General features: G+C 64.2%; 16 protein-coding genes. 15 read left to right on the top strand and 1 reads right to left on the bottom strand.

The genetic code is table 11. From position 1 onward, the window contains the following. Positions 1-26: 26 nt before the first annotated feature. From ACE10W_RS30145 to ACE10W_RS30120, 6 genes are all read left to right on the top strand, one after another. The gene (locus ACE10W_RS30145) at positions 27-845 is read left to right on the top strand and encodes an ABC transporter ATP-binding protein (RefSeq protein WP_375762258.1); all 819 of its coding nucleotides are present in this window, start codon (positions 27-29) and stop codon (positions 843-845) included. Further along, on the top strand, positions 845-1,633 hold the full coding sequence (locus tag ACE10W_RS30140) for an ABC transporter permease (protein ID WP_011089227.1): 789 nt from the start codon (positions 845-847) through the stop codon (positions 1,631-1,633). Before ACE10W_RS30145 ends, ACE10W_RS30140 begins: the two co-directional genes overlap by 1 nt. A 176-nt stretch (positions 1,634-1,809) precedes the next feature. Further along, on the top strand, positions 1,810-2,271 hold the full coding sequence (locus ACE10W_RS30135) for a DUF305 domain-containing protein (RefSeq protein ID WP_049832629.1): 462 nt from the start codon (positions 1,810-1,812) through the stop codon (positions 2,269-2,271). Positions 2,272-2,280: 9 nt separating this feature from the next. After that, entirely contained in the window at positions 2,281-3,750 is a 1,470-nt protein-coding gene (locus ACE10W_RS30130) for a YncE family protein (protein WP_271551286.1), read from the top strand. A 40-nt stretch (positions 3,751-3,790) separates the two neighbouring features. Next, the gene (locus ACE10W_RS30125; protein ID WP_271551285.1) at positions 3,791-4,309 is read left to right on the top strand and encodes a sigma-70 family RNA polymerase sigma factor; all 519 of its coding nucleotides are present in this window, start codon (positions 3,791-3,793) and stop codon (positions 4,307-4,309) included. Beyond that, complete coding sequence (locus ACE10W_RS30120) at positions 4,306-5,079, top strand: anti-sigma factor (RefSeq protein WP_271551284.1); 774 nt, start codon at positions 4,306-4,308, stop codon at positions 5,077-5,079. The genes ACE10W_RS30125 and ACE10W_RS30120 overlap by 4 nt, the downstream gene beginning before the upstream one ends. A 56-nt stretch (positions 5,080-5,135) precedes the next feature. Here the strand turns inward: ACE10W_RS30120 and ACE10W_RS30115 are convergent, their stop codons facing one another. Continuing rightward, the gene (locus tag ACE10W_RS30115; protein ID WP_028176159.1) at positions 5,136-5,585 is read right to left on the bottom strand and encodes a cupin domain-containing protein; all 450 of its coding nucleotides are present in this window, start codon (positions 5,583-5,585) and stop codon (positions 5,136-5,138) included. Between the two features lie 139 nt (positions 5,586-5,724). On the opposite strand from ACE10W_RS30115, the gene ACE10W_RS30110 reads away from it, so the two are divergent. The 9 genes from ACE10W_RS30110 to ACE10W_RS30070 all read left to right on the top strand — a co-directional run bounded on the left by ACE10W_RS30110 (position 5,725) and on the right by ACE10W_RS30070 (position 14,231). Further along, positions 5,725-6,750, top strand: a complete 1,026-nt coding sequence (locus tag ACE10W_RS30110; RefSeq protein ID WP_028176158.1) for an ABC transporter substrate-binding protein — start codon at positions 5,725-5,727, stop codon at positions 6,748-6,750. 29 nt (positions 6,751-6,779) lie between these two features. Continuing rightward, the gene (locus ACE10W_RS30105) at positions 6,780-7,484 is read left to right on the top strand and encodes an NUDIX hydrolase (RefSeq protein WP_182872348.1); all 705 of its coding nucleotides are present in this window, start codon (positions 6,780-6,782) and stop codon (positions 7,482-7,484) included. 95 nt (positions 7,485-7,579) lie between these two features. Then, positions 7,580-8,890: an ABC transporter substrate-binding protein gene (locus tag ACE10W_RS30100; RefSeq protein ID WP_375762257.1), complete on the top strand. Its 1,311-nt coding sequence runs from the start codon at positions 7,580-7,582 to the stop codon at positions 8,888-8,890. A gap of 29 nt (positions 8,891-8,919) precedes the next feature. Next, positions 8,920-9,687 carry an ABC transporter ATP-binding protein gene (locus ACE10W_RS30095; RefSeq protein ID WP_063921642.1) on the top strand — a complete coding sequence of 256 codons (768 nt, stop codon included), beginning with the start codon at positions 8,920-8,922 and terminating at the stop codon, positions 9,685-9,687. 3 nt (positions 9,688-9,690) lie between these two features. Continuing rightward, positions 9,691-10,395: an ABC transporter ATP-binding protein gene (locus ACE10W_RS30090; RefSeq protein WP_060908543.1), complete on the top strand. Its 705-nt coding sequence runs from the start codon at positions 9,691-9,693 to the stop codon at positions 10,393-10,395. 15 nt (positions 10,396-10,410) lie between these two features. After that, complete coding sequence (locus ACE10W_RS30085) at positions 10,411-11,292, top strand: branched-chain amino acid ABC transporter permease (RefSeq protein WP_011089216.1); 882 nt, start codon at positions 10,411-10,413, stop codon at positions 11,290-11,292. Then, positions 11,289-12,308 (top strand): branched-chain amino acid ABC transporter permease, encoded by a 1,020-nt coding sequence (locus ACE10W_RS30080; RefSeq protein WP_375762256.1) that lies wholly within the window; start codon positions 11,289-11,291, stop codon positions 12,306-12,308. Before ACE10W_RS30085 ends, ACE10W_RS30080 begins: the two co-directional genes overlap by 4 nt. Next, on the top strand, positions 12,268-13,197 hold the full coding sequence (locus ACE10W_RS30075) for a polyphosphate kinase 2 family protein (RefSeq protein WP_375762255.1): 930 nt from the start codon (positions 12,268-12,270) through the stop codon (positions 13,195-13,197). Before ACE10W_RS30080 ends, ACE10W_RS30075 begins: the two co-directional genes overlap by 41 nt. Next, positions 13,194-14,231, top strand: a complete 1,038-nt coding sequence (locus ACE10W_RS30070) for a patatin-like phospholipase family protein (RefSeq protein WP_182872346.1) — start codon at positions 13,194-13,196, stop codon at positions 14,229-14,231. The genes ACE10W_RS30075 and ACE10W_RS30070 overlap by 4 nt, the downstream gene beginning before the upstream one ends. The last annotated feature ends 115 nt before the right edge of the window (positions 14,232-14,346 follow it).

Here is a 14,346-nt window from a genome sequence, read left to right as displayed (position 1 = left end):
CATCGGACCAAATTCGGAGGGAGCACATGACAACGCCTACGGCGGTGGCGCTGGGAGATGCCAAGGTTGCGTTCCGGCTGGGGGACGGACGGGTCTATACGGCGGTGGAGAAGGCGCATCTTTCGGTCGCGCAGGGCGAGTTCGTCGCCATCGTCGGCCCGACCGGCTGCGGGAAATCGACGCTGCTCAACGTCGCGGCCGGGCTGCTGAAGCCGGCGGCCGGAAGCGTCAAGATCTTCGACCGGCCGCTCGCGGGGCTGAACCGGGATGCCGGCTATCTGTTCCAGGCCGATGCGCTGTTCCCCTGGAAGACCGCGCTCGACAACGTCGCTATCGGGCTCGAGATCAAGGGCACGCCGCGCGCCGAGGCGCTGCCGCGGGCGCAGAAATGGCTGACGTCCGTAGGCCTCGGCGCCTTCGCGGGCCGCTATCCCCACATGCTCTCGGGCGGCCAGCGCAAGCGCGTGGCGCTGGCGCAGGTTCTGATCCGCGATCCCAAGATCCTGCTGATGGACGAGCCGTTCGGGCCGCTCGATGCACAGACCCGCCAGGTGATGGGCAATCTGCTGCTCGATCTCTGGAACGCCGACCGCAAGGCGGTGCTGTTCGTGACCCATGATCTCGAAGAGGCGATCGCGCTCGCCGACCGCGTCGTGATCATGTCGGCGGGGCCGTCCTCGCGCATCATCGGCGACTGGCGCGTCGGCTTGCCGCGCCCGCGCGACATCTTCGAGGTGCGCCTGGACAAGGAATTCCATGCGCTCCACCGCGAGATCTGGAGCGTGCTCAAGGACGAGGTGATGAAGGGCTACGCGCAATCCACCCAAGCGGCGGAGGCGGTCTGATGTCGCGCCCGACGCTGCTTGCGCTGCAAGTCCTGGTCGCAGTCGTCTGCATTGTGCTGTGGCAGGTGCTGTCGACCGTCCCCGTGTTCGGCAAGATCGTGCTGCCGCCGTTCTTCTTCTCCAACCCGTTCGACGTGTTCAGTCAGATCGTGAAGTGGTTTGCCTCCGGCGTGATCTGGAAGCACCTCGGCATCACGCTCGCGGAATCGATCCTTGCCTTCGTGATCGGATCGCTCGGCGGTGTGCTGATCGGCTTCTGGTTCGCGCGCCAGCCGCTGGTCGCCGCGGTGTTCGACCCTTACGTGAAAATGGTCAACGCCCTGCCGCGCGTGGTGCTGGCGCCGATCTTCGCGCTGTGGCTCGGCCTCGGCATTTGGTCCAAGGTCGCGCTCGGCGTGACGCTGGTGTTCTTCATCGTGTTCTTCAACGTCTATCAGGGCGTCAAGGAGGTCAGTCGCACCGTGCTCGACAATGGCCGCATGCTCGGCATGAGCGAGCGGCAGCTGATGCAGCACGTCTATTGGCCGTCGGCGCTGTCCTGGATGTTCTCCTCGCTGCACACCTCGGTCGGCTTCGCCGTGGTCGGCGCCGTCGTCGGCGAGTATTTGGGATCGGCGGCCGGCCTCGGCTATCTAATCCAGCAGGCCGAAGGCGTGTTCGACGTCGCCGGCGTGTTCGCCGGCATGTTCGTGCTGTCGGCCTTCGTCATCCTGATCGACTTCGGGGTCACGCTGGTGGAGCGGCGCTTGCTGGTGTGGCGGCCAACAGCGTTGGATGGACGTGGCTAGCCGCCGCGTTGTCCTGCTGACATTTATGTGATTGACCGGCCGGAATAGAACGCGCGCCCACGCGTCATACCCCCATGCAACCACCTGCATGGGAGTTCAGGATGCACCGGTCACAGTTTCATCGCCTCGTTGCGGCGCTCGCAGGCAGATGCCGATGGCCAAGGCCCGGCCTTGGCATGGCACTCATCGGCGCACGCATTCTCGTCGCCTTCGCAATTCCTCCGCTCGTATTCGCGCATGAAGCCCATCCGGCCAACCCGCCGGCTGCGCTGAGCGCGGAGGAGCGTGCGTTCCTGGAAGAAAACGAATCCGCCATGGCCAAGATGATGAACGACATGGCTGCCAAGCCGACGGGCGACGTCGATCGCGACTTCGTCGCGATGATGAATCCGCATCATCAGGGTGCGATCGACATGGCGGTCATCGAATTGCGCTACGGCAAGAACGAGCAGTTGCGGCGCATTGCCCAGGAAATCATCGTCGACCAGATGCAGGAGATCGCGGCCATGAAGCTCGCGATCGGCGAACCGGCAACCGATACGACGCCCGCCCCGACCCAGCCGCCGTCTGGCCCCGTTGCAAGCGTCCATCATCACCCGGGCATGCAGATGGACATGTCCGCCGGAATGAAGAAGTAGGAGCGCCACATGAAGACGTCGAGAAGCAGCATCGGGAAGAGCATCTTCCTGGCGGCCACCATGCTTGCAACCGGTTCAGCCGCATGGGCAGGGCAGGCGCCTGGTGCGCTGTCCTCACCCGATATTCCGATCAGCCATCACGACCGCGTCTATGCCGCGGAGCAGTTCTCGAACACGGTCTCGGTGACCGACCCGGTCGACAACAAGCTGCTTGGGGTGATCCGGCTCGGCGACCCGCAGCCCGGCAATTTCAGCCCGCTCTACAAGGGCCAGGTTCTCGTGCATGGCATGGGCTTTTCGCCCGATCACAAGACGCTTGCCGTGGTGTCGATCGGCTCAAACTCGGTCACCTTCATCGACACCGCGACCAATGCGGTCAAGCACACGACCTATATCGGGCGGTCGCCGCACGAGGCGTTCTTCACGCCGGACGGCAAGGAGGTGTGGGTCACCGTTCGCGGCGAAAACTACATCTCCGTGATCGACCCGCAGAGCTTTGAGGAAAAACGCCGCATCACCACCCCCAGCGGGCCGGGCATGCAGATGTTTTCACCGGACGGCAAATACGCCTACATCTGCTCGTCCTTCAATCCCGAGACCGACGTCGTCGCGGTCGCCGAGCACAAGATCATCGCCAGGGTGAAGCAGGAGAGCCCGTTCTGCCCGAACATCGCGGTGACGCCGGATGGAAACCAGGTGTGGTTCACGCTGAAGGATACGGGCAGGACGCAGGTGTTCAACGCCAGGCCGCCGTTCAACCCGATCAGGACGATCGATACCGGTCCGATCACCAACCACGTCAATTTCGCGCACACTGCCAGGGGGACATTTGCCTACGTCACTATTGGTGGCCTGAACCAGGTGAAGGTGTTCCGCACCGACGACTTCTCGCAAGTCGCGACGATCCCGGTCGGCAATCTGCCGCACGGCGTCTGGCCGTCCGGTGACGGCACGCGCATCTATGTCGGGCTTGAGAACGCCGACGCGCTCGCGGCGATCGACACCGCAACCAACAGCGTGGTGGCGAATGTCCCGATCGGCCAGGCGCCGCAGGCCATTGCCTACGTTCCAGGTGCGGCTCCCAATCCTGATGACCGCCAGAACCTGCAGGCCCTCGGCGTTGCCGGCCAGGTCGCTCATCTCGCGCTTGCATCCAGGGACGGTTCGAAGGACGGAAAGGCGCCAACCAGCGTCTCGCTGTTCGATCAGGGCCTGATCCAGATCTTGCAGGCTTCGGTGACGGGACTTGAGCCCAGGCAGAAATATGTGCTGGCGCTGGCGGAGCATGGCGATGGAAGTGGTACGTTGCAGCCGTTGGCGGCGTTCATGACCAATCCGGCCGGATCAGCTATCGTCAACGCGGCCGGTCCGATCCGGCAGATTGTCGATCAGTCTGCGGCAGCTGCAAGACGGTATCTGGTGATTGCGTCCGGCGACGTGGCCATGCCCGGCGAGGCGGTCCAGATCGAGGCGCAATGACGTCCGGCCGAGCGGCAATGGAGAGCAGGCGGAGCGCCCCATGAAGGATATGCTGGTTCAGGTCGAGCCGCTGATCCCCGCGCTCCGCCGCTATGCGCGCGCGCTCATGCGCGATCGTGCGGCGGCCGACGACCTCGTTCAGGATTGCCTGGAGCGCGCCGTCAGCCGCTGGCACCAACGGCGTGACGGCAGCGTGCGTGCCTGGCTGTTCACCATCCTTCACAATCTGGCGGTCACGCGATTCCGTCAGGCCACAGCCCGAGGCAGGCATATGCCGATCGATGATGCAGGCGAGCAGGAGCTCGTCAGTGCGGCAGCGCAGGAGCACAGGCTGATCTATCAGGACGTCTTGAGCAAGCTGGCGAGACTGCCGGAAGAGCAGCGGGCCGTGTTGTTGCTGGTTGCGGTCGAGGATCTCTCCTACGCGGACGCCGCCGAAGTTCTCAAGGTTCCGGTTGGCACCGTGATGTCGCGACTGTCGCGTGCACGGGAAAGGTTACAACAGGAGATGGATGGCATTGCGCCAGGAAATGTCGTGGCATTGCGGAGCTCGAAATGAACCAGCGACCGATCACGGAGGATGATCTCCACGCCTATGTGGACCAGGTGCTCGAGCCCGAGCGTCGCGCGGAGGTCGCATCCTATCTGGACGATCATCCGGATGTCGCCAGACGCGTTGCGGCCTTCGCCACCCAGCGCGAGCAGTTGCGCGGCGCGCTTGCGTCAATCGCCGACGAGCCATTGCCGGCCGAGCTGAATTTGTCGCATATCATGGAGAACCGGAAGCGGCGTCCTCTGCCGGCATGGGGAGCAATCGCTGCGTTGCTGCTCCTCGGCGTCGGCGGTCTCGGCGGCTGGACCATGCGCAGCCTGCTGCAAGAAGGTTCGAACGGTCTGTCTGCGCTGGCCCAGGAGGCCGCCTACTCCTATGGCGTCTATGCGCCCGACCGCGTGCGGCCGGTCGAGATAAGAGCGTCCGACAGTGCCGAGCTCACGCAATGGGTCTCCAACCGGCTGAAGCAGCCGGTCAAGGTGCCGGATCTTTCCGTGTCCGGCTATCGGCTGATGGGAGGGCGTCTCGTTGCGACCTCGCACGGTCCGGCCGCGATGTTCATGTACGACGACGATCGCGGCGATCGCCTTGTCGTGCTGACGCGCCCGATGAGCCGCGGTGGACAGGATACGCCGATGCTGCCGCAATCGACCGGTGATGTCGCGGGTTTCGCCTGGGCGGACGGCGGCATGGGCTATACGCTCGTCGGCGAGCTTCCGACGGACACGCTCAAGCCGATCGCGAACGAGATCAGGAAGCAGGCGCGCCCGATCTAGCCGGGACATTCAGTGGACGGGCCCGCGCGTCGCGCGAGCCCCGGCAGCGCGAATGCTCAATCCAGCAGCTTGGTATCGTCGGGCGCCTGCGGCGGCGTCTTGATCGCGATTGCCTTAACCTGGCCGCTGATCGGCTTGGTGCCGCCATGCGGCGTGCCCTTGGGGATGATGACGAGGTCGCCCGGCTTCACCGTGACCTCCTTGTCGCCGAGCCAGATCGTCCCGGTCCCGTCCAGGATGTACTGGATTTCGTTGGTGTTGGGATGCAGGTGCTTGGGCACATTGCCGACCTGGATCGAGATGGTGGCGCCGTCGGCGCTTGCGAACATCTTGGAGCGATAGCCGACATTGTTGGCGGGCCCGAGCGCGTCGCCTTCCATCTCGCCGGTGTGGATGATCTGTGCGGTGACGTTCTCGGCGGCCAGCGCCGGCCGGAGCAACTGGTTTGCGCCGCATCCGGCGGCAAAGGCGGCGGCGATCGACAGTCCGGCGGCAAGGCGATTCATGGATGATTCTCCCCATCAGGAATTGTTCTTGTTTGGCCATGCTATTGCGCCCAAAGGCTGATGGCGAGTCGCACTTAGGCAGTGCTTCTCAAGCCGGTCCCGCTGCTCTATGGTGCCGCCGGCCGAACGGAGGAAACCAATGAAGAACACGATTGCCAGGCTCGCCGGCGCGCTGCTCGCGCTGACGCTCACCACCGGTCTTGCCGCGGCGCAAAGCAAGGTGACTATCGCGGTCGGCGGCGGTTCCTGCCTGTGCTATCTGCCCACGGTGCTGGCCAAGCAGCTCGGCGAATACGACAAGGCCGGCCTCAATGTCGAACTCGTGGACCTCAAGGGCGGTTCGGATGCGCTCAAGGCCGTGCTCGGCGGCAGCGCCGACGTGGTCTCCGGCTATTTCGACCATTGCGTCAACCTGGCGGCCAAGAAGCAGGAGCTCCAGGCCTTCGTCGTCTATGACCGCTATCCCGGCCTCGTGCTGGTGGTTTCGCCCGCGCACACGAACGAAATCAAGTCGATCAAGGATCTCGCCGGCAAGAAGGTCGGCGTCAGCGCCCCCGGATCCTCCACCGACTTCTTCCTCAAATACATGCTCAAGAGGAATGGCCTCGATCCCGCCGGCACCGCCGTGATCGGCGTCGGCCTCGGCGCCACCGCGGTGGCCGCGATGGAGCAGGGGCAGATCGACGCAGCCGTGATGCTGGATCCTTCCGTCACGGTGCTCCAGGGCAGCCACAAGGATCTGCGCATTCTCAGCGACACCCGCACCCAGAAGGACACGCTTGAGACGTTCGGCGGCGAATATCCGGGCGGCGCGCTGTATTCGACCGCGGCCTGGGTCAATGGCCACGAGAAGGAGACGCAGGCGCTCACCAATGCGATCCTCGCCACGCTGGCCTGGATTCACTCGCACTCGCCTGAGGAGATTATGGCGAAGATGCCGGAAGAGACCGTCGGCAAGAACAAGGACCTCTATCTCGCCGCGCTGAAGAACACGATCCCGATGTTCTCCGAGACCGGCAAGATGGACCCGAAGGGCGCGGACGCCGTGCTCGCCGTGTTCAGCGTCGGCTCGCCCGAGGTCGCCAACGCCAAGATCGACGTCAGCAAGACCTTTACCAACAGGTATGTCGAGCAGGCCAAGAAGACCACGGGGAGCGCCAAATAACTGACGCGAAGGCGTGGTAACCAGGCTTCATGACGTCCCCGGTCATTCATCGCGTCACGACGCTTGATCTCGCCGTGCGGCCGATCATCTGGCCGTTCGCCGAGGAACGGCGCGCCGAGATCGCGGCGCACTTTGCCGAGAAGCAGCGCGAGCGGCCGAAAATCTGGAACGGCCGCGTCCTGCTCGGGCGCGATGCCGTGTTCACGGACGGCCATCTCGCCGCGACCTATTTCGAGACCGATTTCGCGAGCTTCCTCGCCTGGCGCGACTGGGGCTTCCCTGACACCGCCGTGTTCAACGGTTTCGGCATGGGCGCGCTGCGCGCCTCCGACGGCGCCTTCGTGATGGGCGAGATGGCGCAGCACACCGCCAATGCCGGTCGCATCTATTTCCCCTCCGGCACGCCCGATCTCGACGACGTCAGGGACGGTGTGCTCGACATTCCCGGCAGCGTCGTCCGCGAGCTCGCCGAGGAGACCGGCCTGACCGCGGCCGACTACGCGGCGGAAACCGACTGGCACTGCGTCGTCAGCGGCCACGCGATTGCAATGATCAAGGTTATCAACCTGGACATGCCGGGCGAGGCGATCCGTGCCCGGATCGAAGCCAATCTCGCGCGCGAGACCGAACCTGAGTTGTCGGCCATTCATCTCGTGCGCGGGATGGATGATCTCACCCCGACCATGCCGCGATTTGTCACGGCCTTCGTCGCGCAGCAGTTCGCCTCGCGCTGACGCGCGAGGCTTGACATCGCTGCGCGCAGCCCATGTGATGGGCGAAAAAGCAAAAGCAAGAAGAATGCAATGCACAATCGTCCAGGGAGGTTTAGATGCGCCTGCGCATGGCTGCCCGCTTGGTACGGGGGCTGATGGTCGCGATATCAGCGACGGGCTTGGCGGTCTCCGTCCAGGCCCAGGAGAAGAAGATCAAGATCGGCGTGGTGTTCGACCTGACCGGCCCGCTCGCGGGCGGCGGCTCTGAGCTCGGCTATATCGGCGCAAAGATCATCCTCGACCATTTCGCCAGGACCGGCGTCGAGGGCTACAAGATCGAGGCGGTCTATGCCGATGCGCAGAGCAAGCCCGACGTCGCCATCAACGAGTCCGTCCGCCTGCTCGAGCAGGAGAAGGTCGACATGGTGCTCGGCTTCTTCTCCTCGGCACAATGCGTGCCCGTGGCCGCGCGTGTCGAGCAGCTCAAGAAGTTCATGTGGATGACGACCTGCATCTCGTCCGCCGTGTTCAACGAGAAGGGCTACAAATACGTCTTCCGTCCGCAGGCGAGCGGCGATCAGTTCGGCATGATGACGATGGATTTCATCGCCCAGAACGCCAAGGCGAAGTTCGACAAGGAGCCGAAGGATCTGCGCGTCGCCATCATCCATGAGGACGGCGCCTATGGCGTCGACGTCTCCAGGGGTAATGAGGCGGGCGCCAAGAAGGCCGGCTTCAACGTCGTGATGAAGGAAGGTTATTCGGCGACCGCGCCGGATCTCTCGGCGCTGGTGACCAAGCTGAAGCGCGCCAAGCCCGACGTGATCTTCCACACCGGCTACAACCCCGACATCACGCTGCTGCTGCGGCAGGCCCGCGAGCAGGGGCTGAAGTTCGGCGCGCTGATGGGGCATGGCGCCGGCTATGGCGTCTATGAGAAGCTGAAGGAGGGCATGGGCGCGGATGCCACCTACATCTTCAACACCGACCCGATCTCGATCTGGCTCGCCAACCAGAAGACCATGGATCCGAAGCTTCCCCCCGTGATCAAGATGGTCGGCGAGGAGTTCGACAAGATCAGGCCCGGCGTCGCCATCCGCTCCGCCCATGTCGGCATCGGTGCGTCCAATACCTATGTGTTCATGAGCGATGTGCTGCCGCGCGCGATCAAAAAATACGGCGGGGTCGATCCCGACGCGCTGCGCAAGGCGGCGCTCGACACCGACATTCCCGAGGGCGGCACCATGCTCGGCTTCGGCGTCAAGTTCTATGGCGAAGGCACGCCGATGGCAGGGCAGAACGAGCGCTCGTTCCCCGTCGTGATCCAGTATCTCGAGGACAAGTCCCATATGGTGTGGCCCAAGAGCCAGGCGCAGCGCGAGGCCGTGCTGCCACTGCCGAAGGGCACCACCTACAGCAACCAGTAGCGCAACACGCGAAGAAACGGAGAGCTTTGGTGTTGGAAGTCAGCGGGCTGGTGAAGCGGTTTGGCGGCTTCACCGCCGTGAACAACGTGTCGTTTCGGGTCGACCAGGGCGAGATCCTCGGCCTGATCGGTCCCAACGGTTCGGGCAAGAGCACGATCTTCAACATGCTCTCCGGCACGCTGGCGCCGACCTCCGGGTCGATCCTGTTCGCCGGGCACGAGATCGCGGGCCTCGCGCCGCACCGGATCATCAACCGCGGCATCGGCCGTACCTTCCAGATTCCGCGCCCCTTCCGCCGCCTGACCATCTTCGAGAACGTCGCGCTCGCCGGCTTCTACGGCCAGGGCCGCCATAGCCGCATCAAGGCCGAGGAAGCGGCCGAGCGGTCGCTGGCCATGGTCGGCCTGCCGACCGACCGCCATGCCAGCGTCGACGGCCTCGGCGCTGCCGGGCTGAAGAAGCTCGAGCTGGCGAAAGCGCTCGCCACCGCGCCAAAACTGCTGCTCGCCGACGAAAGCCTCGGCGGCCTTGACGAGACCGAGATGGACCAGGCCGCCGACATGCTGCGCAACATCCGCGACGAGCTCGGCATCACCATCATCTGGGTCGAGCACATCATGGGCGTGCTGATGCGGGTGGTCGATCGCGTCATGGTGCTCGATCACGGCGAGAAGATCTCGGAAGGGTTGCCGAGCCAGGTCGCGGGCGATCCCCGGGTCATCGAGGTCTATCTCGGCACCGATGCCGAGACCACGCAGGCCGCGGCTGCCGAAGCGCGCCGCCGCGCGGGAGGCTAGCCGATGCTGGAGCTGCGGTCCGTCAACGCCGGCTACGGTACGTTCCAGGCGCTGTTCGACGTCGATCTCGACGTGAGGGCCGGCGAGGCGGTCGGCGTCATCGGCCCGAACGGCGCCGGCAAGACCACCCTGATGCGCGTCATCTCCGGCCTGATCCGTCCCTCGCGCGGTTCGATCAGGATGGAAGGCGTCGATGTCGTCGCGACACCGCCGCACAAGATCGTCAGCCTTGGGATCGCACATGTGCCGGAGAACCGGCGGCTGTTTCCGCAGCTCACGGTCGACGACAATCTGAAGATGGGCGCATTCATGAAGGAGGCGCGCGGCCACCATGCCGAGCGGCTGGAGGTGGTGTTCGACCTGTTTCCGCGCCTGAAGGAGCGCCGCCACCAGATGGCCGGCACGATGTCCGGCGGCGAGCAGCAGATGTGCGCGATCGGGCGCGCGCTGATGTCCAATCCAAAACTGCTGCTGCTCGACGAGCCCTCCGCGGGACTTGCGCCGGTCGTGGTGCAGCAGGTGTTCGAGCTGGTGAAGCGGATCCGCGCCCGCGGGCTGACGGTGCTGATCGTCGAGCAGAACGTGCAGCAGGTGCTGCGGGTGGTCGACCGTGCCTATCTGATCGAGGCCGGCACGATCCGCAGCTCAGGCACCTCGGCCGAGATGCTCGCGAGCGACACGGTCAAGGAAGCGTATCTCGGGGTGTGAGGGGCGGGCAGGGGCATGCAGGCATTCCTGGACATTTTCGACATCTACCTGCTGGAGGCCGTGATCAACGGCATCCTGCTCGGCGGCGTGCTGGCGCTGCTTGCGCTTGGGCTCAATCTGATCTTCGGCGTCATCGACGTGACCTGGATCTGCTATGCCGAGCTCGTGATGATCGGCATGTACGCGATGTATTTCATGGTGCAGTACTACGGCGTCAGCTATTTCGTCGCGGCGCCGTTCACCATTCTTCTGGTCGCGCTGCTCGGCGCGGCGCTGCATTACCTCGTGATCGCGCCGCTGCTCACCGCGCCGCCGATCAACCAGTTGCTCGCAACCGGTGGCGTGCTGTTCGTGCTCCAGAGTTTTGCGACCGTCGCCTTCGGCATCGACTTCCGCAATCTCGGCATCCGCCTGCCGGTGCTCGCCTTCGGCGACATGAATTTCAGCTACGCACGACTCCTGTCGTTTCTGGCTGCGCTGGTCGGCATGGTCGCCGTCTACTTATTCATGACGCGCACCTTCACGGGAACCGCGATCCGCGCGATCTCGCAGGACCGGCAGATCATGGCGCTGATGGGCGTCGATACGAAGAAGCTCTACCTTATCACCTCGGCGCTCGGCGGCGCGCTCGCAGGCCTCGCCGCCTGCCTGCTGGTGCTGCAATACGACGTGCACCCCTTCGTCGGCCTGTCCTTCGGGCCGATCACCTTCCTGATCTGCGTGCTCGGGGGCCTCGGCAATTTCATCGGCGGCTTCATCGCCGCCTTCGTGTTCGCCGAGATCATCTCGCTCGGCGGCCTGTTCTCCGACCTTGAATGGGGCTATGTGCTCGCGTTCGCCTTCTTCATCGTCATGATGTTCATCCGGCCCGCGGGCCTGCTTGCGAGGCGCCGATGACGGGGCAGGGGCGGCTTGCGGCATGGGTGGTGGGACTGGCGGCGCTGGTCGCGCTGCCCTTCGTCTATCGCGATCCCTATCATCTGCACATCCTGGTGCTGATCCTGATCTGGTCGTTCGCCTACACGTCCTGGTCGATGATGGGCCGGTTCGGCTTGGTCTCGCTCGGCCATGGCGGCTTCATGGGCATCGGCGCCTATGTCACCGCGCTGCTGTGGAATCATCTGGGCTGGTCGCCCTGGATCGGCATTCCCATCAGCATGGTTGCGGCGGGTACGCTGGCGCTGATCGTCGGCTATCCCTGCTTCCGCTTCCGCATCACCGGTCACTATTTCGTGCTGGTGACGCTGGCGCTGTCGGGCATCGTGCTCCAGGTCATCACCGCCACACGTGACTATACCGGCGGCTCGCTCGGCTACACGCCGAACCGCGCCTCGGGCAACAAGCTGCTGGCGCTGCAATTCGACGACAAGACGACCTGGTATCTGATCGCGCTCGGGGTCTGGCTGTTCGGCATCGTGGTCTGGCACTGGGTCGACCGCAGCATGAGCCGCTACGCGCTGGAGGCGATCTCGGAGGACGAGGACGCCGCGGCCGCCGCCGGCGTCGACGTCACCGCGGAGAAGCTGAAGATCACGCTGCTCAGCGCGCTGATGACGGCGCTCGCCGGCGCCATCTACTGCCAGTACCAGATGTTCATTACGCCCGACACGGTCAGCGGCATCGCGGTGTCGCTCCAGATGGTGTTTGCCGCCATCGTCGGCGGCCTGTTCGTCTCGCTCGGTCCGACCTTCGGTGCCGTCATCACGATCCTGCTGGCGGAGAGCTTGCGCATCGGCTTCGGCACCAAGGCGGTCGGCTGGGACAATCTCGTCTACGGCGTGCTGCTGGTGCTTTTCATCATATTCCTTCCCAAGGGTATCCTTGGTAGCGTGCTCGACCGACTGAAGCCGCAACGCAAGGTGCCCCGCGCCCATGAACAAGAAGCCGTCCAGATCGCTCGCCCAGGAACTTGACCGTTACATCGCGCCGTTCCGCTACGACGGCTCGGGCAAGTTTCACCTCAAGGCGCACAAGACCAACGAGAAGGGCGATCTCGACAAGGAGAGGGCGCAGGAGATTCTCGACGCCAACAAGAAGCGGCTGATCGAGTTCCAGGAGAAACTCTACGCCCAGGACCGCTGGTCGGTGCTGATCGTGTTCCAGGCCATGGACGCGGCGGGGAAGGATTCCGCGATCAAGGCGATTTTCGAGGGCATCAACCCGCAGGGCTGCGATGTCCACGCCTTCAAGGCGCCAAGCAGCAAGGAGCTCGACCACGACTTCCTCTGGCGCCACGTCACCGCGCTGCCGGAGCGCGGCCATATCGGCATCTTCAACCGCTCGCATTACGAGGAGTGCCTGGTGACGCGCGTGCATCCGGAGATCCTCGCCAAGGAGAAGCTGCCGCAGAAGCTCGTGACCAAGAACATCTGGAAGGAGCGGTTCGAGGACATTTCCGCCTTCGAGCGTTACCTCACGCGCAACGGCACCGTGGTGTTGAAGTTTTTTCTCAACCTGTCCAAGGACGAGCAGCGTCAGCGCTTCCTCGACCGGCTGGAGGAGCCCGCCAAGCAGTGGAAATTCTCCATGGACGACATCAAGGAGCGCGCGCTGTGGCCGCGCTATCAGGCGGTCTATCAAGACATCGTTCGCCACACGGCAACGCCGCATGCGCCGTGGTATGTCGTGCCCGCCGATCACAAATGGTTCGCGCGCGTCGTGATTGGCTCGGTGATCAACGCTGCGCTCGAGAAGCTGGACCTGCGCTTTCCCCGCGCCGACAAGGCCTCGCTGGAGGAGTTCGAGGAGGTGCGCAAGGCGCTGGAGAAAGAAGCGACGGGAAGCAAGAAGCAAGCAAAGTGACAGCCAACAGGACCGCGGACCGCAAGACCGTCAACTTCGCGCTCCAGGGCGGCGGCGCGCACGGCGCCTTCGTCTGGGGCGTGCTCGACCAGGTGCTCGAAGACGGCAGGTTGGCGATCGAGGCGGTCAGCGCGACCAGTGCCGGCGCCATGAATGCGGTGGCGATGGCCTCCGGCATGGCGCACGGCGGCGCGGAGGCCGCGCGGGAGAGCCTGCACGCATTCTGGTACGAAGTGTCGCGTATGGACATGACGTACGATTTGATGTCGCCGCTGAACCAGTGGATACAGGCCCTGAGGCTGCCGCCGGAATATCATCCGGTCCACGCAATCATCCACACGCTGACGCACACGCTGCCGCCGGGCCTGCTCAATCCCTTTCATTTCAATCCGCTCCGCTCGCTGCTGCAGCGCGTGGTCGATTTCGACCGGCTCAATTCCTCGCCCGAGGCGCCGCAGCTGTTTCTCAACGCCACCAACGTTCGCACCGGCAAGATCAAGGTATTCCAGAGCCCGCTGCTCACGGCGGAAACCGTGCTCGCCTCGGCCTGCCTGCCGCCGTATTTCCAGGCCGTCGAGATCGACGGCGAGCATTATTGGGATGGCGGCTATCTCGGCAATCCCGCGATCTATCCGTTGATCTACCGCAAGGGCAGTCACGACGTCATCATCGTGCAAGTCACGGCGATCCGGCGCAACGAGCTGCCGACCAGTGCAGCCGATGTCCTCCACCGCATCAACGAGATCAGCTTCAATTCGTCCTTGATGCGCGAGATGCGCGCGATCGCCTTCGCCACGCGGCTGATCGACGACGGCGAGCTCGACAGCAGCAGGCATAGCCGCATGTACATACATTGGATTGGCAACGACCAGTTGATGTCGCAGCTCGGCACGGCCACGCAGTTCCACCCCGAATGGAGCCTGTTGTGTCGCCTGCGCGACGAGGGCCGCGAGGCGGCGCGAAGCTGGCTGGCGCGAAACTTCGACCAGATCGGAAAGTCCTCGACGGTCGACCTGGCAGACATGTTTCTCTAGGCCAGCCGAGCCGGTCATCGAAAAAGTACGAAAACAACCCCATGCACAGTAGCCGGTGCCAGTGGAATCAATGGCTTGGCGAACGGTCGCTGTTGTTCGGATTTAAAGATGTCCG

It is taken from the genome of Bradyrhizobium sp. B025, assembly GCF_042257955.1.
GTDB lineage: Bacteria > Pseudomonadota > Alphaproteobacteria > Rhizobiales > Xanthobacteraceae > Bradyrhizobium > Bradyrhizobium diazoefficiens.
This window is presented reverse-complemented; position numbering and strand designations above follow the sequence as displayed.

What these genes read in the sequence shown, in the direction of transcription:
- ACE10W_RS30080 (WP_375762256.1), top strand. Translation starts at nt 11,289, where the DNA reads ATGACGGGGCAGGGGCGGCTTGCGGCATGGGTGGTGGGACTGGCGGCG.
- ACE10W_RS30090 (WP_060908543.1), top strand. Translation starts at nt 9,691, where the DNA reads ATGCTGGAGCTGCGGTCCGTCAACGCCGGCTACGGTACGTTCCAGGCG.
- ACE10W_RS30125 (WP_271551285.1), top strand. Translation starts at nt 3,791, where the DNA reads ATGAAGGATATGCTGGTTCAGGTCGAGCCGCTGATCCCCGCGCTCCGC.
- ACE10W_RS30075 (WP_375762255.1), top strand. Translation starts at nt 12,268, where the DNA reads ATGAACAAGAAGCCGTCCAGATCGCTCGCCCAGGAACTTGACCGTTAC.
- ACE10W_RS30110 (WP_028176158.1), top strand. Translation starts at nt 5,725, where the DNA reads ATGAAGAACACGATTGCCAGGCTCGCCGGCGCGCTGCTCGCGCTGACG.
- ACE10W_RS30130 (WP_271551286.1), top strand. Translation starts at nt 2,281, where the DNA reads ATGAAGACGTCGAGAAGCAGCATCGGGAAGAGCATCTTCCTGGCGGCC.
- ACE10W_RS30115 (WP_028176159.1), bottom strand. Translation starts at nt 5,585, where the DNA reads ATGAATCGCCTTGCCGCCGGACTGTCGATCGCCGCCGCCTTTGCCGCC.
- ACE10W_RS30120 (WP_271551284.1), top strand. Translation starts at nt 4,306, where the DNA reads ATGAACCAGCGACCGATCACGGAGGATGATCTCCACGCCTATGTGGAC.
- ACE10W_RS30085 (WP_011089216.1), top strand. Translation starts at nt 10,411, where the DNA reads ATGCAGGCATTCCTGGACATTTTCGACATCTACCTGCTGGAGGCCGTG.
- ACE10W_RS30100 (WP_375762257.1), top strand. Translation starts at nt 7,580, where the DNA reads ATGCGCCTGCGCATGGCTGCCCGCTTGGTACGGGGGCTGATGGTCGCG.
- ACE10W_RS30145 (WP_375762258.1), top strand. Translation starts at nt 27, where the DNA reads ATGACAACGCCTACGGCGGTGGCGCTGGGAGATGCCAAGGTTGCGTTC.
- ACE10W_RS30140 (WP_011089227.1), top strand. Translation starts at nt 845, where the DNA reads ATGTCGCGCCCGACGCTGCTTGCGCTGCAAGTCCTGGTCGCAGTCGTC.
- ACE10W_RS30105 (WP_182872348.1), top strand. Translation starts at nt 6,780, where the DNA reads ATGACGTCCCCGGTCATTCATCGCGTCACGACGCTTGATCTCGCCGTG.
- ACE10W_RS30135 (WP_049832629.1), top strand. Translation starts at nt 1,810, where the DNA reads ATGGCACTCATCGGCGCACGCATTCTCGTCGCCTTCGCAATTCCTCCG.